We start from the raw sequence: 20084 nt of genomic DNA, 5'->3' as shown, positions 1-20084 counted from the left end.
AAATAAATATTATCAGGCACTTTAATGAATGCTATTGGCAAATAGCTGGAGTCACAATATAGGTAAAAATGAGTTTGTTCGACTTATGATAATTATGTGTAATGCCTTCGGGGAACATTTCATGCAGAATATCCATACCTGCATTTTTATCACAGTAGTTGCGGTTTAAAATCTCACGCATATTTTGCTGCCAGCTATCACCTTCCAATATATTGTCAGGGATCCCTTTGATCGTGTATTGGTAAAATAACATGCCATTTTTAGCAGTCACTTCCGTCAATAGAGTTACATCATCAATCAACATAGGTAGAGATTTAGCCATATCAGACAGAAAAATGCCCCGTAACATCGTTGGGTCATCATCCCCTTTTGCATTAAATGCATTGATTTTATCTTCTGTCGAGTTGGCTTTTATTTCATCATAGCGCTGGTCTATTTTTGAATTTTTTATCGTTTCTGACGGTTGTTTCGTTGTTGTTTTTTCTTCCACCTCAGGGGAGCATCCTGTGATTAATACCGCCCCTAAAAATAATCCAACTACTTTTTTAAACATAACCATCCCACTCACCTATTTTATTATTTATATAGCCGAATGAGTTTACCATAATGATAAATTAAACTTATAGGCAGAAAAGTCCCCTTTTTTATCTAAAGGGGATATAGCAAAATTAAAACGATGCAAACCACATACGCATTTTTAAGCCGTAAGAGCTAGTCCAACCCGATGTAAAGCTAACTAATTCGCCGTTATCAATCACCATAAAGGTGGGCGTCGCACTGACCCCGACCGCATTGGAAAGCTGACCGCTGGTATCGTTAATCACAGGAAACGTTAATTCTTTGTTTTCCATTCCCTTGATTAAGCGAGATGTTTCACCTGAGCGTATCGCTACTGAAATAATTGGCATACCTGATTGGCTTAATTCTGATACCGTTGGCGAAGTCAAATTACATACCCCACACCACGTCGCCCAGAAATAAACCAATATTGGTTTTTCTTTGCTTAACTCAGCTAGTGAAACGCTCTCACCATTCACTAGCGTGTGCTGTTCCAATAATACAGGTGCAAGGGTTTGTGGCTTGCGCCATAAATCCATCACTGTAAAAGCAATAAATAAAATAATTGCCAAAACAATAATTTCTTTAGACCACTTTTTTAGTCTAGACATACGTTTTTAACCACTTAGTTTTCAAATAGCCCAAATTTAACGTATAGGAAAACAAAGCATTTAATCGAAATTAATGCTTTGTTATTAAGTTAAAATGCTTTCTTTCCTAATTCGCTAATACTTTTCTAAGTAAATCTTTAGCTTAACTTTATCCTCTAAATAATTCGTGTTGTGGCTAGGCGGCAAACGAGACTATCGTGAGGAGCATACACAAGTATGTGACTCACGTAGTCGAGAGCAGCCAACAACGCCACAGCGCGAAGTATGACGAGGATAACGAGGATTATTTGAGCTTAGCGAGCTGCTCCTTCACTATCTCTTCAAACTGCTGCGCATCGATAGCGCCAGGGATCAACTCATCCCCCACCAATGTTGCTGGCGTTCCATTCACACCCAATTTCTCTGCCAACATCATATTGGTGCGAATACCATCACGGCTCTTATCACTCGCTTTCAGCTTATCATTACCAGTGGCTTTGAGGGCATCTTTGATATTTGCATCTGATAGCATGCCCTGTTTTTGCATAAATTTGTGGTGTAGAGCTTCAAATGCTTTCGGGTTTTCTTGCCATAACGTCATGCTTAACTGAGCTGAATCCATTGATGTTTGGCCTTTAAATGGTAAATATTTGATTACCACAGCCACATCATTAGGGTATTTTTTCACAATATCCATCAGTTGAGGGTCGAAACGCTTACAGAATGGGCAGTTGAAATCCGTAAAGTTAACTAAGACGAGCTTCGCATCTTTTTTACCGATAAGTGGGCTGGTTGGGTCATTAAACAGAGCATCCTGCTCCGCTTTTAACGTTTCTTTCATCTGAGCTTGTTGTCTTTCCCCTTGTTTCGCTTGCAGGGCAACAATGGCTTCTTCTAAAATTTCAGGGTTTTCAACTAAAGTATCACGCACTAATTTACGCACTTGTGCTTCTTGGTCTGCACTCAAAGGTGCCGCCTGTGCTACTGTTCCCATCATTAGTGATGAAAATAAGACAGCTAAAATTGTTTTTTTCATTTTGTGGCTCCTTTGGCCTGATTCATAATGGATATTAGCGATTCACGATCAAGTATCGTTGACAGTACTTCGCCTTCGGCCAAGTTAGGGCCATAAATTTGATTGAATGGAACAGCGACCTGCCCACGTTTTTGTAAAAATGCTGTAATTTCAGGTGAAGGTTTGGTCCAATCCCCACGTAAAGCAACCACATCAGGTTCACTGAGCAGTTGTTGGATATCATCCCTTAGCAGTACATTGTATTTATTTGCCTTACAGGTTACGCACCATTCCGCGGTGACATCAATAAATACCCGTTTATTATCCGCTAACGCGTCAGTAATTGCCTGTTCAGTTAACGGCTGCCAATTCACGGTATCTTTAACGAGAGAGCGGCTACCGGAATGCTGTTCTTGTGTCATCCAGACAAACCCACCAGCAAAAACAGCAAATAATATCAATGGTAAGATTGCCGCCCTAATACCCCGTTTTATCGCGATAAAGACCACCAATAACACTAAGAAAACAACAGCAATTGCGGTCGATGTGGTGACACCAAAATGCGGTATTAATAAGCTAATTAACCATAAGCTGGATATCAGCATCATTAACCCAAGTACAGCACGCAGCTTCAGCATCCACATACCAGGCTTTGGTAGTAAACGAGAGATAACCGGAAAAGCCGCGATCAGTAGCCACGGTAAACTCATTCCGACACCTAATGCCGTGAAGATCAACCACAACTCTTCCATTGGTGCTGCCAATGCAAATGCCACGGCTGTGCCCAAAAATGGTGCAGAGCAAGGCGTTGCCAGTAATGTCGCAAATACCCCTTGCCAAAAATGGCCACTGTTACCATGACCGCCTGCTGTCGCCAAGCATGTATTGGCCTTACTGCCGAGATTGATTTCAAATAAGCCAAATAAATTCGCCGTAAATAACGCCGTTACCAGCACCATAAAGCCGATAAACCACGGGTTTTGGAACTGAATACCCCAGCCAACTGCTTGTTGACCGACTCGTAATAACGTCATCAAGAGCGCCAGTAACCAAAAGGAAACTAGAATACCGAGAGAGGACAATAAAAACTGGCGGCGAATGGTCTTTTGCTCACCATTAGGCACCATCAAAACAGAACCAAGTTTCATTGCTAACACCGGAAGTACGCACGGCATTAGATTAAGGATCAAGCCCCCTAAAAGAGCAAATAGCATCACCTGCCATAAAGAAGCACTGCTCACTTTAGACGCTACCGTGCCGGTAAATGGGCTAACTTGATGGCTAACTTGCTGTGAAATATCGCCATCTGCAACAACAAAAGAAATGGTTTTTCCAGTTAAATCAGGAGAATCGCTACCCCAATCATCGCTGACATCTATTGTTGCTGTTAAATGGTCACCTGATGTTTCTATTACAGGCACGCCTAATGCCGCCCCTTCAACCACATCAGTGAAAATATTCGGTTGCTCCCACGCGGTTCCTGTGCTTTTTTGCAATTCAATGATTAGCTTATCATTCGCAAAACCAACTTTAGTTTGCTCAACTAAACCACTTGATGGTGGAACCGCACCTTTGGCTTGATTAAACGCCCAAGTAAAGTCAGCTGGAACAGGTTCTGTTAAATCGAGCTCAAACGGGTAATCTGTTAAAATACAAACATTACTGCACGTTGATAATGTTAACGTACCTTCAAGTTTATCCAACTTTTCATTACTTGTGACTGTAATGGGGAAAACAATATCCCCCATGTAGCCTTGAGTTGAAACGCCCGCAACATCAAAGCGACCCGGCGTTGGCCATTGCCAATCCGTTGATTCAACAGGTGACGACCACACAATTTCAGGCGCAACTCCGCCTTCACCAGGCGAGCGCCAATAGGTTTTCCAGCCTTCATCAAGCTTTACATCTAGCAAAATGTCGACTTTGCCATTTTCCTGTGCCGAACTTAATAACCTGACCTGCGCATGCTGCGGGGTATTATCACTCATCCACCCCGTATTCGCAGGTTGCAACCACCCCGTATCCGCAGCATATAAACTGCTCGAAAATAGTGCAAAAAATATAAAAAATGAATTAATTAAAAAACGCATTGTTTCCTCCAGAATAAATTACACAAACAAGTCCCTATTCGTTGTGCGCTAATTCCGAAGATTACAAAACTGTAAGTGTCGTCTGACTCTTGGAGGGGCATGTTTCTCTTCATTATTTGCTCTAGATATAAATAGATTAGTACAAAATAACGTTAATGCCGCTAAAGAAAGAAACATGAAGAAGAGAGGTTCAAGAACAGCAGGTAGCAAAGTCATCAATGACTTAGCACTCAGCTCACAACTGGAAAGCTGCGCACTGCCGCTATCACTTTGATTTACTTGGAATTCACTGATGTAAGAAAGGTTAATTCCCGTATTAATTTGTGCTTGCGCGAGTACATCCGGCACAAAAAAATTGGCGAACAGACGCTCTCCGACGGCGCGTTGATTTATACAAACCAATACCATCAGACAGGCGAATAACACTAATCCTTTACCTAATCTTAAATGCCTGTTCATGCGCATCTTTGTATAACTTCCTGAAATAACACTCATTATGCGACTTTGATAACCATAACGATAAAAACCAGTCTTTGGCTAATACCATTACCCCATCTATCTATAAGTTAAATAGAGGTTACATCTTACACAGCAAAATATTCCGTACAAGTACCATCAGCTAACTTTACAAATATTATTCCATTTCAAATCAGTAAACATGCAATTCCATCAAAACTCGGCACGTAAATTGCTTAATCCAATGTATGCCATGATACGAAGATAAATTGCACTTTAATAGTGCGTGATTATCAGTTTCAAACAATTTTAGATAGCAAACCACCATGTTAGTGCGGTAACTCAAAAATTACCCAAATAATATGCGAGACAGCTCCCGAAATTGAAACAATTTGTTTTCATTAATTAACAATTTTAATTACTTTTTAACAAGAATAAAACATATAGCGGATAATCGCGGTGTTATCTAAATCAGCGAAATATTTGCAAACACAACACAACAAAACCACAGTAATTCAGGCGTTATCTCGCGATAGCCCCTTAAAATTACAGCGGGCTTACACCGATGTTCTAAAGGAGTTGTAATTATGCGTATAAGTAAACTTGTATTATCGATGATGATTTTAGGTGCAACCTGCGCAGTCCAAGCAGAAGAATTAAACGGCACTCTGAAAAAAATCAAAGACAACGGTGTAATAGTTGTTGGTCATCGTGAATCATCCGTCCCTTTTTCTTACTATGACAATAGCCAGAAAGTGGTGGGTTACTCGCAGGATTATTCAAATGCCATTGTTGATGCAGTGAAGAAAAAATTAAACATGCCTGATCTGCAGGTCAAACTCATTCCAATTACATCACAAAACCGTATTCCACTCCTGCAAAATGGCACATTTGATTTTGAGTGTGGCTCAACAACCAATAACGTAGAAAGACAAAAACAAGCCGCTTTCTCTAACACTATCTTTGTGGTTGGGACGCGCTTACTCACCAAAGGTGACTCTGGTGTAAAAGACTTTGCTGACTTAGCGGGTAAAAATGTCGTCGTGACTTCAGGTACGACGTCTGAAATTCTGTTAAATCAGTTAAATGATGAAAAAAATATGAAAATGCGCATTATCAGCGCGAAAGACCATGGTGACTCGTTCCGTACTTTGGAATCTGGTCGTGCTGTCGCCTTTATGATGGATGACGCATTGTTAGCGGGTGAGAGAGCAAAAGCGAAAAAACCAGAGATCTGGGAAATCGTCGGCAAGCCACAAACTGAAGAAGCTTATGGCTGTATGTTACGTAAAGACGACCCTCAATTTAAAGTGCTTATCGATGAAACCATTGCGAATGCACAAACCTCGGGTGCCGCTGAGAAATCCTTTGACCGCTGGTTCAACCAACCTATTCCACCGAAAAATCTGAACCTGAAATTTACTTTGTCCGATGAAATGAAAGCCTTATTTAAAGAACCGAATGACAAAGCATTAAACTAATAAAAAGACAAACAGGGTATTACTGAAGTAAGAATTGCAAGGCGGTCGTTCCCCGCCTTGCATCCTCTTTTACGACAGTATTCGGGAATTTCATTGCCCACAGGAAGTCAATATTATGTCTATTAATTGGAATTGGGGGATTTTCCTTCAGGAAGCCCCGTTTGGGAATACCACCTATTTAGGGTGGTTAATATCTGGCCTCGAAGTCACTGTCACGCTTTCCATTTGCGCATGGATTATCGCATTCTTAGTTGGCTCATTTTTCGGTATTTTACGTACCGTACCTAACCGTTTTTTAGCCTTTTTAGGAACCGCCTACGTAGAGCTATTTCGCAACGTACCGCTTATTGTGCAATTTTTTACTTGGTATTTGGTGATCCCCGAACTGCTTCCTCGCTCAATCGGGGATTGGTTTAAAATGGATTTAGATCCTAACTATCAATTCTTTATATCTTCAATGCTTTGCCTTGGGTTATTCACTGCAGCGCGAATGACCGAGCAAGTACGTGCAGCCATTCAATCACTACCTAGAGGACAAAAAAGCGCTGCTCTCGCAATGGGGCTCACTTTGCCACAAACCTATCGCTACGTTTTATTACCCAACGCCTATCGAGTCATTTTGCCCCCCATGACGTCAGAAATGCTGAACTTAGTCAAAAACTCAGCCATTGCGTCAACCATTGGCTTAGTTGATATGGCGGCACAAGCAGGGAAACTATTGGACTACTCCGCTCACGCATGGGAATCCTTTACCGCAATTACGTTAGCTTATGTCGGAATTAACGTCATTATTATGATTTTAATGACGTTATTAGAGCGCAAAGTTCGCTTACCTGGCACCATTGGAGGGCGGTAAAATGATGTATGAATTTGATTGGAGCTCAATTGCTCCGAGTATGCCCTTTTTAATCGATGGCTTTATTGTCACCGCGAAAATTACACTGACCGCGATAGTGGTGGGGATTTTGTGGGGTACTGTCCTTGCTGTGATGCGGTTATCCACATTCAAACCCATTAGCTGGTTTGCAGCTCTGTATGTGAATACATTTCGCTCCATACCATTAGTCATGGTTTTACTGTGGTTCTACTTAATTGTGCCTAGCTTATTACAAAATGTTCTAGGCTTATCACCAAAAAATGATATTCGTTTAATTTCTGCAATGATAGCCTTCTCTCTTTTTGAAGCGGCCTATTACTCTGAAATCATTCGTGCTGGTATTCAAAGTATTTCTCGAGGACAAGCCTCCGCTGCGTTAGCCTTGGGAATGACAAATATGCAAACCATGCGGCTCGTCGTATTACCGCAAGCCTTTAAAGCCATGGTGCCTTTGTTGTTAACTCAAGGGATTGTACTGTTTCAGGACTCCTCTCTCGTGTATGTGCTCAGTTTGACCGACTTCTTCCGTACCGCCACCAATATAGGCGAGCGTGATGGAACACAAGTAGAGATGGTTCTGTTTGCGGGTCTGGTGTACTTTATTATCAGTTTTGGCGCTTCTATGTTAGTGAATTATCTTAAGAAAAGGACTGTTTCATGATAACCCTGAAAAATGTATCCAAATGGTATGGCCAATTTCAGGTGCTTACAGACTGCACAACTGAAGTTAAAAAAGGTGAGGTTGTGGTGGTGTGCGGGCCATCTGGTTCTGGTAAATCCACATTAATAAAAACAGTGAATGGTTTAGAACCTATTCAGCAGGGTGAGATTTTTGTGAATGACATTCAAGTTAATAACAAAAAAACTGACCTTGCAAAGCTTCGCTCTAAAGTTGGGATGGTGTTCCAACACTTTGAGCTATTTCCTCATTTGTCGATCATTGAAAACCTGACATTAGCGCAAGTTAAAGTATTAAACCGCGATAAAAAAGAAGCGGAAGCAAAAGGTTTGAAATTATTGGAGCGTGTAGGTTTATCTAGCCATGCCAATAAATTTCCGGCTCAACTTTCAGGTGGGCAACAGCAACGTGTCGCTATCGCTCGCGCACTGTGTATGGACCCCATCGCAATGCTATTTGATGAGCCTACTTCAGCGCTAGACCCAGAAATGATCAACGAAGTTCTTGACGTTATGGTTGAATTAGCCAATGAAGGCATGACCATGATGGTGGTGACCCATGAAATGGGATTCGCCAAGAAAGTGGCTAACCGCGTGATTTTTATGGATGAAGGGAAGATTGTTGAAGACAGTAAAAAAGAAGACTTTTTTGCAAACCCGCAATCTGATCGTGCAAAAGATTTCTTAGCGAAAATCTTGCATTAAGTTTATTTATTATTTGGCAGAGAACTATCAGGTTTTCTGCCACTTTCCTGATTAAAATCATTCACCATTAACTGCACTATTTTTCATTTACTTTTTTATAAATAAGCTTCCCAATAACGCCTCCCCCGCCATCTTTGGGGTGATTCACGCCATCCATAACATCAACCTCTGCAAAATCAAATGGAGAGATACCTTCAAGACACGCAACATTCACACCATATTGCTCAGGATTAGAACGGCGCTGATGAAAAGTATAAATACCACATACAGAGCAAAAAAAGTGAACCGCTTTCTGGGTATTGAAACGATACTCGGTGAGTTTGTCAGCCCCTTCTATTATAGTGATCCCTAACAAAGGGGCTGAAACTGCAATAGCTCCACGCATTCGACAAAAAGAGCAATTACAGCGTCTTTTTGTATTGAGTCCATCTGTTAATACAACCTTAAACTTCACTGCACCACAGTGGCATTGAGCTCTTTTTTCCATAACAATTCCACAATTGTATAATTGTTGTCAGATAAATTAATAGCAGCCACTATAAAGCAAAGGTCCACTCACCCGCTTAATGATTTTGTGCCTTTTCCATTTTTAATAAGGCACAAATAAAAATTAAAAGCCCAATTGATGTTCATTGGATGCATGCCTTCCACAATTAAAAACGGCACTATAAAATATTTGATAGTTTCGTTTTTTTTTGTGTAAAACACTACCAATCTTGCTGTTTTTTGGTTAAGTTTGATGGTCATTGGAATGTAAAATTCTAACTTCGCCCCCCAAAAACAAGATCCAGCTTCCCCTATCGGTTCAGCTAATCAACGATTGTTGTGATAAGGCATTGTTGTTTTCGGGTATGATCCGTTATGCTATGCGGATCTAATTTAAGAAAGACATTAATGCTACTTAATGTAGCCTTTACTCACCATAGGATTATCGGTGCCATGCAAGAACAATATCGTCCAGAAGATATAGAGCCTAAAGTACAGCGTCACTGGGATGAAAAAGCAACTTTCAAAGTGACTGAAGACAACAGCAAAGAAAAATACTACTGCCTGTCCATGCTACCTTACCCTTCTGGTCGACTACACATGGGCCACGTACGTAACTACACCATGGGTGACGTTATCTCTCGTTACCAACGCTTGTTGGGGAAAAACGTTCTCCAACCCATTGGTTGGGATGCGTTTGGTCTACCTGCTGAAGGTGCTGCGGTTAAAAATAATACCGCTCCTGCACCATGGACTTATGCCAATATCGATTACATGAAAAACCAGCTGAAAATGCTCGGTTTCGGTTACGATTGGGATCGCGAAGTCACGACTTGTACCCCTGAATATTACCGTTGGGAACAATGGTTCTTCACTAAACTGTATGAAAAAGGTTTAGTATACAAAAAAACATCTGCGGTGAACTGGTGCCCTCACGACTTAACCGTTTTAGCGAATGAACAAGTGGTTGATGGCTGCTGCTGGCGTTGTGACACTCCTGTTGAGCGCAAAGAAATCCCACAATGGTTTATTAAAATTACCGACTACGCAGAAGAATTGCTCAACGACCTCGACAAATTAGATGACTGGCCAGAGCAAGTTAAAACCATGCAGCGCAACTGGATCGGCCGTTCCGAAGGGACTGAGATCACTTTCAATGTTGCAGACCGTGATGAAACCTTAACGGTTTACACCACTCGCCCTGATACCTTTATGGGGGCAACTTATGTCGCTGTCGCAGCTGGTCACCCTCTGGCGAGAGAAGCTGCGACAAATAACCCTGAATTAGCCCAATTTATTGATGAGTGCCGTAACACCAAAACTGCAGAAGCAGATATGGCAACCATGGATAAAAAAGGGATGGCTACGGGCTTATTCGTTATTCATCCATTAACCCAAGAAAAACTGCCAATTTGGGTCGCTAACTTTGTTTTAATGGAATACGGTACGGGTGCGGTTATGGCCGTTCCAGCCCATGACCAACGTGACTGGGAATTCGCCCACAAATACAACTTACCCATCAAACCTGTTATTGCCGATGCTGATGGCAATGAACCTGATTTATCCCAAGAAGCGATGACCGAGAAGAATTCCCTGATTAACTCAGGTGAGTTCAATGGACTAGACCACCAAGCTGGTTTTAATGCGATTTCAGATAAACTTGTATCTCTGGGCGCAGGCCAACGTAAAGTAAACTATCGCTTACGTGACTGGGGCGTTTCACGTCAACGTTACTGGGGCGCACCAATCCCAATGGCAACACTGGAAGATGGTACTGTCGTGCCTGTTCCTGAAGACCAATTACCTGTCATTCTGCCAGAAGATGTCGTGATGAACGGCATTACCAGCCCAATTAAAGCTGATCCTGAGTGGGCAAAAATGACCATTAATGGTCAACCTGCACTACGTGAAACCGATACTTTCGATACCTTTATGGAATCATCTTGGTACTATGCACGTTATACCTGCCCACAATATGACGAAGGCATGTTAGACCCAGAGGCAGCGAACTACTGGTTACCGGTTGACCAATATATCGGTGGTATCGAGCACGCTATCATGCACTTAATGTATTTCCGCTTCTTCCATAAGTTGATGCGTGATGCAGGGTTAGTAAATTCCGATGAACCAGCAAAACGCTTACTGTGCCAAGGCATGGTGCTTGCTGATGCATTTTATTACACCGGCAGCGATGGCCAACGTGTTTGGGTCTCCCCGGCAGATGCTATTGTTGAACGTGACGATAAAAACCGTATTACTAAAGCCGTAGACAGTGAAGGTCATGAACTGGTGTATACCGGTATGAGCAAAATGTCTAAGTCGAAAAACAACGGTATTGACCCACAATTGATGGTCGAGAAATACGGTGCCGATACTGTTCGTCTGTTTATGATGTTTGCAGCGCCACCTGAGTTAACCCTTGAGTGGCAAGAGTCTAGCGTTGAAGGTGCTAACCGCTTCGTTCGTCGTGTTTGGCGTTTAGTGCATGAACATTCTCAAAAAGGTGCGACTTCGCCTTTAGATATCAGCGCACTGACACCAGAACAGAAAGACTTACGTCGTGCTCTACACAAGACAATTGCTAAAGTCTCTGATGATTTCAGTCGTCGTTATGCATTTAATACCGCGATTGCAGCCATCATGGAATTCTTAAACAAATTAGTTCGTGCACCACAAGAAACTGAACAAGACCGTGCATTAGTCCAAGAGTCTCTTGAAGCTATCACATTAATGTTATCACCAATCATTCCACATGCTTGCTTTGAAATGTGGAAAGCGCTCGGTCACCAAACAGACATTGACTTTGCACAGTGGCCTGTTGCTGATGAAAAAGCCATGATTGACGATACCAAGCTGGTTGTCGTTCAAGTTAATGGTAAGGTTCGCGGCCGTATTACCGTTCCGGCTGATGCAACCCAAGAGTTTGTCCTAGACATGGCAAAAAATGAGCCAAGCGTAGCGAAATACCTTGAAGGTGTTAGCATCCGCAAAGTAATCTATGTCCCAGGCAAATTGCTAAACCTTGTTGTAGGTTAATATTAGGTTGTTGGCTGATAAGGAGGCCAGGTGCGTTATCTGATAACTTTATTTTTGAGCCTGGCGGTGCTAGTCACCGCAGGTTGCGGTTTTCGTCTTCAAGGAACAACTCAAATTCCTGAGGAACTGAGAACTTTGCAGCTAAGTTCAAGTGACCCATATAGCTACCTCACAAGAGCGCTTAGGGAGCAACTGCGGCTCAATAATGTGACCATTCTCGAAACTGGAAGAGCCGGTGTTCCCATTTTGAAAGTTCTGAGTTCTAATGAAAACACTGAAACTGTATCCGTTTATCAAGATGGTAAAGCAGCAGAGAAACAATTAACACTGGTAATGAATGTGCAAGTGTTAATGCCTGATGGTGCTATCTATCCATTACAAAGCCGTGTTGAACGCACTTTCTTCGACAACCCTTTAGAAGCACTTGCAAAAGATGCAGAAAAAGAAATTGTTAGACAAGAAATGCAAGAACAAGCTGCACGTAATATCGTGCGTAAATTATTGCTTGTTCATTCAGCAGAGCTTGAAAAAGCAAAAAACCAAGCGGCTGATACGAATACTCAACCATAATGACGCGTATTTACCCTGAACAGCTGGCCTCTTCGTTACAAGAGTCTCTAAGAGGCCGCTATTTAATTTGGGGCAATGAGCCCCTTCTTCTTCAAGAAAGCCAAGATGCCATCCGAAAAGCCGCACAAGAGCAAGGCTTTGAAGAGCATTTTTCGTTTTCTCTTGAACAAAATACCGATTGGGATGAAATTTTTAGCCTCTGCCAAGCCCTCAGCCTATTCGCAAGCCGCCAAACTCTGACGCTATTATTACCTGAAAATGGCCCTAACGCCGCCATGGCAGAAAAGCTGAACCAACTAGCACAACTACTGCATTCAGATCTCCTTCTTGTGTTACGCGGTCATAAGCTCACTAAAGCACAAGAAAACAGTGCTTGGTTTAAAGCAATTAGCCAAGATGCTATTTATATCAGCTGCCTAACTCCTGAATATCAGCGGTTACCACAATGGGTTTCTAAACGCGCCTACAGTATGCGGCTTTCGTTAGAAACTGAAGCTAACCAGCTACTTTGTTACTGCTATGAGGGCAATTTACTTGGTTTGGCGCAAGCACTTGAGCGGCTGTCTCTTCTTTATCCAGACGGTAAACTCACCTACCCTCGGGTCGAAAGTGCCGTTAATGATTCTGCGCATTTTACCCCCTACCATTGGGTTGATGCCCTATTGGCTGGTAAATCCCGCCGTTCATGGCATATTTTAGAGCAGTTGCGACAAGAAGATGTCGAGCCTGTTATTTTATTGCGTTCAATCCAACGTGATCTCATGTTGCTTATTACATTAAAACGCCAATCTGCAACCACCGCGCTAAAGACATTATTTGATCAACACAAAGTGTGGCAAAACCGCCGAGGTGTGCTCACGGAAGCTTTACAACGTTTAACACTGCATCAATTGCAATCTGCATTAATGTTATTAACGCAAGCAGAAATCAATATTAAACAAGATTTTAGCCATTCCCCATGGCCTGACCTACAGTCACTGTCTATGCTATTATGTGGTAAAGCATTTGCAGAGAACTTTATTCATGAGTAATTCTTTTCCAAAACAACATAACTTGCTAGCGCTATTCGGAGGGACATTCGACCCTATTCACTTTGGCCATTTACGCCCAGTGCAAGCCCTTGCCCAACAGGTTGGTCTCGAAAAAGTTCTCTTGTTACCTAACCACGTCCCCCCCCATCGCCCACAACCCGAAGCGACGCCATCACAACGTTTAGAAATGGTGAAACTTGCGATTCAAAACCTGCCGTTGTTTACTATCGACACCCGTGAATTAGCGAAAAATAGCCCTTCTTATACAATAGAAACGCTAATTGAATTACGCCAAGAAATTGGGCCAGAAAAACCCCTGGCGTTTATTATTGGCCAAGATTCCTTATTGTCGATTAATAAATGGCACGGTTGGGATCGCATTCTTGATAACTGCCATTTATTAGTTTGTTCCCGACCGGGATATGCCACGCAGTTTGCCGACCCTAAAATGCAAAATTGGCTGTTAGAGCATCAAACAACAGACCCTATTACCTTAAACCAAATAGCGAATGGGTATATTTTTATTGGGGATACCCCATTGGTAAATATCTCTGCAACCGAAATCCGTGAAAAATTAAGCTCCGGTGACTCGTGTCAGGATTTAATTCCAGATGCGGTTCTGCAATATATTCATCAACAACACCTTTATCAGCAATAAGGGATCTCTCTTATTGAATTACAATTAGGGTATGGTTCAAAAATAACTTGCTCTATTAAATAGTTGTCTGGGTATTGAACAAGCAACTGTTTCATCATCGCTAACGGCCGGTTTAACGGTAAATTCCCCGCTAAGTAGTCATTAATCAGCCACAATAAGCGTTTTTTCTCATCTTTCGTAGCTTTGTGTTTAAAATAGCCTTGCATATGACTTAGCGCATTAACTTCAATGTTTCTTGAAGGTACCGTTGCCAATATTTCCATTAAACAGGCTTTATATTGATTAAAAAAACACTCAAGATCGGTATTGCTTTTAATACTTGCCACTAAGCGCCCGGTATACTGATAGCCAACTGGGGAATACGCCATAATGAGATATTTGTGGCAACTATGAAATTGGATAATATTGTGATGTGTTAACACGCGATATAAGCCATTTAATCTTTGTATCGTATATAATTTCGTCAAAAAGCAGTCCCAGAACGCAACATTTTGTAGTTTATCATCGGTTAATATCGGAATGCTTGCAGGGAATAGCCCTTGTAATTCACTGAATTGCGGCTGAGAGCAGATAATACCATTAACTTTGTCCTGCACGTCCTCATGGGAAAAACTCGTTACAAATTCAACCGTAGAATTCACTTGCCGATAAATATTAGCAGGCAGGTGATTAATCCCTTCAAATATAAAAACTTTTGGTTTAATTATTTGCACAATACGTATCTCATCCTAAAATATTTATCTGGGGAACAGTTTTTAGCGCTATTTTGTAAAGTTAGCACAAACTTCTTGCTCAAATGTACGGATATCCCTATAAATTTCACTCCACAATGAATAAAAAAGAATTTAGCCGATTTTTCTTAAAATCTAGGGTAAAATAGCAAGGCTGTTAATGTCTTTGATTCATTATCAGCGATTATTTTATCGACAAACTACAAACAGTGTTTAACGTGATATTCTGTTTATTTGAATAAAAGGTGAACCTTTTGCAAGGAACTGAACTCCAACAATTTATTATCGATCAGCTTGATGATGCTAAAGCAGAAGATATCATTACTATCGATGTTCAAGGGAAATCAAGTATTACTGATCAGATGATCATCTGTACAGGGACATCAAGCCGCCATTTGATGTCAGTTGCTGACAGATTAATCGAAGCTTGCCGCAAAAATGGTTTAATGCCATTAGGTGTTGAAGGGCAAGGTATTTCTGATTGGATTGTCGTCGACCTTGGCGATGCCATTGTTCATATAATGCAAGATGAAAGTCGTCGTATGTATGAATTAGAAAAGCTCTGGAGCTGAGTTTGAAATTACAGCTCATCGCCGTTGGAACAAAAATGCCGGACTGGGTCCAGACCGGCTTTATGGATTACCTCCACCGTTTTCCTAAAGATATGCCCTTTGAATTAACGGAAATTCCAGCAGGGAAACGTGGAAAAAATGCAGATATAAAACGCATTCTAGAAAAAGAAGGCGAATTAATGCTCGCTGCGGTAGGCAAAGGAAATCGCATCGTTACTCTGGATATTCCAGGCGATCGTTGGGACACTCCAAAACTTGCCGTACAGCTCGATAAATGGAAACAAGATGGCCGTAATGTCAGTTTATTAATCGGTGGTCCCGAAGGTCTTGCACCCGCTTGCAAAGCGGCCGCGGAGCAAAGCTGGTCACTTTCACCACTTACGCTTCCCCATCCACTGGTTCGTGTCCTTGTTGCCGAAAGTCTGTATCGCGCATGGAGTATTACGACTAACCACCCTTATCACAGGGAATAGTCAGGTTTAAATATGTTCAAAATGGCAATGGGATGAAAACACAACGCACCCCTTTTCGCGACCATACCGCTGAATCAGTTTTGTTTATCCGCCGAGCGCTTATCGCCTTCGGTGTGATTGTCATTTTAACGTCTATTCTTGTGACCAATTTGTATCATTTGCAAATTGTCCGCCACGAAGATTACCAAACGCGGTCAAATGATAACCGGATCAAATTAGTGCCTATCGCACCAAGCCGCGGGATTATCTATGATCGCCGAGGAACCCAACTCGCTCTTAATCGCACGTTTTATCAGCTAGAAATCGTGCCGGAAAAAGTCAGTAACCTACAAGAAACCTTAGATAATCTTCGTAGTGTGGTCGATTTAACTGACGAAGACATCACCAACTTTGAAAAAGAGCGTAAGCGCTCACGTCGGTTTACCTCTATTGCACTAAAAACACAGCTTAACGAAGTCCAAGTCGCGCGTTTTGCTGTTAATCAATATCGTTTTCCTGGTTTAGAGGTCAAAAGCTACCAACGTCGTTCTTACCCATACGGCTCTGCATTAACCCATGTGATTGGCTATGTGGCAAAAATCAATGATAAAGATATTGAACGTCTTGATAAAGAAGGTTTATTACCCAACTATGCCGCTAGTCACGATATCGGTAAATTAGGTATCGAACGCTATTATGAAGATATTTTACACGGTAAAACAGGCTACGAAGAAGTTGAAGTGAATAGCCGCGGGCGTGTTATTCGCCAACTTCATGAGCAACCACCGCAAGCAGGTCGAGATATCTACCTCACCATTGATCTCGAACTGCAAATTTATATCGAAAAGCTGTTAACCACCAGCCGTGCAGCCGTCGTCGTCACTGACCCGCGTAATGGGGAAATTTTGGCTCTGGTGTCGAATCCAAGTTATGACTCTAACTTGTTTGTTAACGGTATCTCCAATAAAGATTATCAAGCATTATTGAATAACCCTGATAGGCCATTGATTAACCGAACAACTCAAGGGCTTTATCCCCCTGCATCGACAGTAAAACCGTTTATTTCTGTCGCTGCGTTAAGTGAAAAGGTGATCACGCCCAACACCACCATTTTTGACCCTGGTTGGTGGCAATTACCCGGTTCAGAAAAACGTTATCGTGACTGGAAGCGCTGGGGACACGGCAAACTCAACGTATCAAAATCGATTATTGAATCTGCGGATACCTTCTTCTACCAAGTCGCCTATGACATGGGGATTGACCGTATTTCTGAGTGGATGAGCCGGTTTGGCTTTGGCGATTATACAGGAATTGACCTTGCTGAAGAACGCTCAGGGATCATGCCGACCCGTGAATGGAAACAAAAACGCTATAAAAAACCTTGGTACCAAGGCGATACTATTCCTGTAGGGATTGGACAAGGCTATTGGACCGCAACGCCAATTCAAATGTCAAAAGCATTGATGACATTAATTAATGATGGCCAAGTTAAAACGCCTCATTTGCTCTACGGCACAAAATTGGGTAATGCCATGGTGCCTTATGAAGATAAAGAAACCAAGCAAATTGGCGACGTGAATTCAGGTTTTTGGGAATTAGCTAAGCATGGCATGTACGGTGTTGCCAACGCACCAAATGGTACGGGCCGCCGCAGTTTCATTGGTACGCCGTATAAAGCTGCGGCCAAATCGGGTACCGCGCAAGTCTTCAGTTATGAAACCTATAATGCCAGTAAACTTGCTGAACACTTACGCGACCATAAGTTGATGATTGCTTACGCTCCGTATGATAAACCCACTATCGCTGTTGCGATTATTTTAGAAAACGGGGGCGTGGGCCCTGCAGTCGGCGACATTGTGCGGCAAATATTTGACCACGTTCTTCTTGGTGATAACAGCACTGATGTCCCGGTGTCAGCAACCAATCCAGGAGAAGATCGCTGATGCACAATCTAATGAATAACCATGGGCTATAAAGAATATGACAGACGATAAGAAAAAGATTTCGTTATCCACACGTCTGCATATAGATGTGCCTATGCTTCTGATTATTATCGCGTTGCTTGCATACAGCGCATTTATTATGTGGAGTGCTAGCGGTCAAGATCCTGAAATGATGGAACGCAAATTGGGGCAGATAGCATCAGGCTTCATCGTCATGATCGTGATGGCGCAGATCCCCCCTAGAATGTATGAAAACTGGGCACCTCACCTGTTTATCTTTTGCGTTATTTTATTGGTTTTTGTTGATGTGTTCGGGCAAATAAGTAAAGGGGCTCAGCGCTGGTTAGACTTGGGGTTTATTCGGTTTCAGCCCTCTGAAATTGCAAAAATTGCCGTCCCTTTAATGGTCGCTCGCTTCATGAACCGAGACCTATGCCCTCCTTCATTCAAAAACACCTTAATCGCACTCGTCTTGATTTTTGTACCGACACTATTAGTGGCTGCACAGCCAGATCTTGGTACCTCAATTTTAGTTGCCGCTTCCGGCTTGTTTGTTTTGTTCCTTGCTGGGATGAGCTGGCGGCTTATTGCTGTCGCAGCCATTGCTCTCGCTGCCTTTATTCCATTGCTGTGGTTCTTTTTGATGCATGGCTACCAAAGAGCCCGCGTCATGATGTTATTAGACCCAGAAACTGACCCATTAGGGGCTGGTTACCATATTATCCAGTCAAAAATTGCGATTGGTTCTGGTGGGTTAGTGGGGAAAGGTTGGCTACATGGCACACAATCACAGCTTGAATTTTTGCCAGAAAGACATACCGACTTTATTTTTGCCGTGTTAGCAGAGGAACTTGGCTTAGTCGGGGTGCTTATTTTACTTGGCCTATATCTTTTACTGATTATTCGCGGACTTTATATTGCTGCTAGCGCACAAAATACATTTGGCCGGGTTATGGTTGGTGGTTTGATATTAATCCTTTTTGTCTATGTATTTGTGAATATCGGTATGGTCAGTGGTATATTACCTGTGGTTGGTGTTCCCCTCCCTTTAGTGAGCTACGGGGGATCCGCTTTGATTGTTTTAATGGCTGGATTCGGTATTATCATGTCGATACATACACACCGAAAATTCCTTTCTAAAAGTTTATAAGATGAGGCTTAGTATGCGTTTACAATGGATAATGCTTGGCGTCACAGCCGCGCTACTTAGTGGCTGTGTGACAGAAAATGTTAAACAACCAGCCCAAGTGCCAACCAATGTACCCACTCAAGATGTATTAGGTGCAGAGCCTCATTATGAGCCGTATCATCCAACCGCAAATAATGATTACTCACGTAATGGCCAACAATACCAAATTGTGCGTGACCCATCACAATTTAGCCAAGTAGGCTATGCATCCATTTATGGTGCGGAGTCTGCCGGCAATATGACAGCGATAGGTGAACGTATTAACCCTGTGGAATTAACTGCCGCTCATCCTACTTTGCCTATCCCAAGTTATGTTCGTATCACTAACATGATGAATGGTCGCATGATGGTCGTGCGTGTTAATGACCGCGGCCCTTATGTCCCGGGTAAAAGTATTGCAGTATCAAGAGCGACCGCTGACCGCCTGAATTTAATGCCGACGACAAAAATTAAAATTGATGCTATTCAAGTTGCCCAAGATGGTACCTTGTCAGGTCCTGGGACCGTAGGTTCTAATTTTGTGAAACAAAGTTATGCATTACCAGGGCGCCCACAATTAGGTTCTGGCCCAATGGGTACCCCTGTAATGGAGAACTTGCCAACGCCAGAAAATACATTGCCCGTTCAGCAGCCAAAAGAGCCAATGCAGCCTACTATGCCAGATATGAACCTGCAAACCCCTACACCACCGCCAACTGCAACTACCGCTGAAGAACCTGTGCCAGAACGTGGTTTTCTCGTTCAAGCTGGTGCGATTAGTAACCAAACTAATGCACAAAACATGCTGAATGAATTGAAAACGCAATTTAATGTCCCTGGACGGTTACAACCCTACAACGGTATTTTCCGAGTACAATTAGGGCCATTTAGTACAAGACAGCAAGCTGTTGAGGTTCAAGGCCGTTTACAGTCTGAAAAAAATCAATCGTCAATGGTCGTTGCGCCATAAAACGATGCTAACTTAGG

20 protein-coding genes are annotated in these 20084 nt (G+C 42.4%); 13 read left to right on the top strand and 7 right to left on the bottom strand.

The window, feature by feature from the left end; translation table 11 throughout:
- Positions 1 to 31: 31 nt before the first annotated feature.
- From M0M83_RS05385 to M0M83_RS05365, 5 genes are all read right to left on the bottom strand, one after another.
- Positions 32 to 553, bottom strand: coding sequence for a protein K (locus M0M83_RS05385; protein WP_213914232.1), 522 nt, complete (start codon positions 551 to 553; stop codon positions 32 to 34).
- 115 nt (positions 554 to 668) lie between these two features.
- On the bottom strand, positions 669 to 1169 hold the full coding sequence (locus tag M0M83_RS05380; RefSeq protein ID WP_125894188.1) for a protein disulfide oxidoreductase: 501 nt from the start codon (positions 1167 to 1169) through the stop codon (positions 669 to 671).
- A gap of 283 nt (positions 1170 to 1452) precedes the next feature.
- Positions 1453 to 2184, bottom strand: a complete 732-nt coding sequence (locus tag M0M83_RS05375) for a DsbA family protein (RefSeq protein ID WP_125894190.1) — start codon at positions 2182 to 2184, stop codon at positions 1453 to 1455.
- Positions 2181 to 4253, bottom strand: a complete 2073-nt coding sequence (locus M0M83_RS05370; protein WP_248467795.1) for a protein-disulfide reductase DsbD family protein — start codon at positions 4251 to 4253, stop codon at positions 2181 to 2183. Before M0M83_RS05370 ends, M0M83_RS05375 begins: the two co-directional genes overlap by 4 nt.
- A 48-nt stretch (positions 4254 to 4301) precedes the next feature.
- Positions 4302 to 4712 carry a metal resistance protein gene (locus M0M83_RS05365; protein WP_125894265.1) on the bottom strand — a complete coding sequence of 137 codons (411 nt, stop codon included), beginning with the start codon at positions 4710 to 4712 and terminating at the stop codon, positions 4302 to 4304.
- A gap of 611 nt (positions 4713 to 5323) precedes the next feature.
- Here M0M83_RS05365 and M0M83_RS05360 point away from each other — a divergent pair.
- The 4 genes from M0M83_RS05360 (at position 5324) to M0M83_RS05345 (ending at position 8450) form a co-directional block, all read left to right on the top strand.
- Positions 5324 to 6190: a glutamate/aspartate ABC transporter substrate-binding protein gene (locus M0M83_RS05360; protein WP_423811137.1), complete on the top strand. Its 867-nt coding sequence runs from the start codon at positions 5324 to 5326 to the stop codon at positions 6188 to 6190.
- A gap of 115 nt (positions 6191 to 6305) precedes the next feature.
- On the top strand, positions 6306 to 7046 hold the full coding sequence (locus tag M0M83_RS05355) for an amino acid ABC transporter permease (RefSeq protein WP_102138300.1): 741 nt from the start codon (positions 6306 to 6308) through the stop codon (positions 7044 to 7046).
- Positions 7047 to 7050: 4 nt separating this feature from the next.
- The gene (gltK, locus tag M0M83_RS05350; protein WP_109913215.1) at positions 7051 to 7728 is read left to right on the top strand and encodes a glutamate/aspartate ABC transporter permease GltK; all 678 of its coding nucleotides are present in this window, start codon (positions 7051 to 7053) and stop codon (positions 7726 to 7728) included.
- Complete coding sequence (locus tag M0M83_RS05345) at positions 7725 to 8450, top strand: amino acid ABC transporter ATP-binding protein (protein WP_004257041.1); 726 nt, start codon at positions 7725 to 7727, stop codon at positions 8448 to 8450. The genes gltK and M0M83_RS05345 overlap by 4 nt, the downstream gene beginning before the upstream one ends.
- Before the next feature lie 76 nt (positions 8451 to 8526).
- Here the strand turns inward: M0M83_RS05345 and M0M83_RS05340 are convergent, their stop codons facing one another.
- The gene (locus tag M0M83_RS05340) at positions 8527 to 8937 is read right to left on the bottom strand and encodes a GFA family protein (RefSeq protein WP_125894199.1); all 411 of its coding nucleotides are present in this window, start codon (positions 8935 to 8937) and stop codon (positions 8527 to 8529) included.
- A 452-nt stretch (positions 8938 to 9389) separates the two neighbouring features.
- On the opposite strand from M0M83_RS05340, the gene leuS reads away from it, so the two are divergent.
- The 4 genes from leuS to nadD are packed head-to-tail and all read left to right on the top strand — an operon-like array spanning position 9390 to position 14231.
- Positions 9390 to 11972: a leucine--tRNA ligase gene (gene leuS, locus M0M83_RS05335; RefSeq protein ID WP_248468418.1), complete on the top strand. Its 2583-nt coding sequence runs from the start codon at positions 9390 to 9392 to the stop codon at positions 11970 to 11972.
- A gap of 30 nt (positions 11973 to 12002) precedes the next feature.
- Complete coding sequence (lptE, locus tag M0M83_RS05330; RefSeq protein ID WP_036957952.1) at positions 12003 to 12542, top strand: LPS assembly lipoprotein LptE; 540 nt, start codon at positions 12003 to 12005, stop codon at positions 12540 to 12542.
- Positions 12542 to 13573 (top strand): DNA polymerase III subunit delta, encoded by a 1032-nt coding sequence (gene holA / locus M0M83_RS05325; RefSeq protein ID WP_213914227.1) that lies wholly within the window; start codon positions 12542 to 12544, stop codon positions 13571 to 13573. Before lptE ends, holA begins: the two co-directional genes overlap by 1 nt.
- Positions 13566 to 14231: a nicotinate-nucleotide adenylyltransferase gene (gene nadD, locus M0M83_RS05320; protein ID WP_125894203.1), complete on the top strand. Its 666-nt coding sequence runs from the start codon at positions 13566 to 13568 to the stop codon at positions 14229 to 14231. The genes holA and nadD overlap by 8 nt, the downstream gene beginning before the upstream one ends.
- Here the strand turns inward: nadD and M0M83_RS21690 are convergent.
- Positions 14222 to 14944 (bottom strand): YbgA family protein, encoded by a 723-nt coding sequence (locus M0M83_RS21690; RefSeq protein WP_248467793.1) that lies wholly within the window; start codon positions 14942 to 14944, stop codon positions 14222 to 14224. The two genes, nadD and M0M83_RS21690, sit on opposite strands and share 10 nt — an antisense overlap.
- 263 nt (positions 14945 to 15207) lie before the next feature.
- Between M0M83_RS21690 and rsfS the strand changes: the two genes are divergently transcribed.
- The 5 genes from rsfS to rlpA are packed head-to-tail and all read left to right on the top strand — an operon-like array spanning position 15208 to position 20067.
- Positions 15208 to 15534: a ribosome silencing factor gene (gene rsfS / locus M0M83_RS05310; RefSeq protein WP_080641496.1), complete on the top strand. Its 327-nt coding sequence runs from the start codon at positions 15208 to 15210 to the stop codon at positions 15532 to 15534.
- A 2-nt stretch (positions 15535 to 15536) separates the two neighbouring features.
- Positions 15537 to 16007: a 23S rRNA (pseudouridine(1915)-N(3))-methyltransferase RlmH gene (gene rlmH / locus M0M83_RS05305; RefSeq protein ID WP_004908925.1), complete on the top strand. Its 471-nt coding sequence runs from the start codon at positions 15537 to 15539 to the stop codon at positions 16005 to 16007.
- Between the two features lie 32 nt (positions 16008 to 16039).
- Positions 16040 to 17929, top strand: coding sequence for a peptidoglycan DD-transpeptidase MrdA (mrdA, locus tag M0M83_RS05300; RefSeq protein ID WP_248467791.1), 1890 nt, complete (start codon positions 16040 to 16042; stop codon positions 17927 to 17929).
- Positions 17930 to 17966: 37 nt separating this feature from the next.
- A complete protein-coding gene (gene mrdB, locus M0M83_RS05295) occupies positions 17967 to 19079 on the top strand; it encodes a peptidoglycan glycosyltransferase MrdB (protein ID WP_213914225.1) in 1113 nt (370 codons plus the stop codon).
- Between the two features lie 13 nt (positions 19080 to 19092).
- A complete protein-coding gene (gene rlpA / locus M0M83_RS05290) occupies positions 19093 to 20067 on the top strand; it encodes an endolytic peptidoglycan transglycosylase RlpA (RefSeq protein ID WP_248467789.1) in 975 nt (324 codons plus the stop codon).
- Positions 20068 to 20084: the final 17 nt, after the last annotated feature.

Origin of the sequence: Providencia rettgeri, assembly GCF_023205015.1 — a bacterium.
Taxonomy (GTDB): Bacteria; Pseudomonadota; Gammaproteobacteria; order Enterobacterales; family Enterobacteriaceae; genus Providencia; species Providencia rettgeri_E.
The sequence above is the reverse complement of the archived record's forward strand: the minus strand, read 5'-3'. Positions and strand labels throughout refer to the sequence as shown.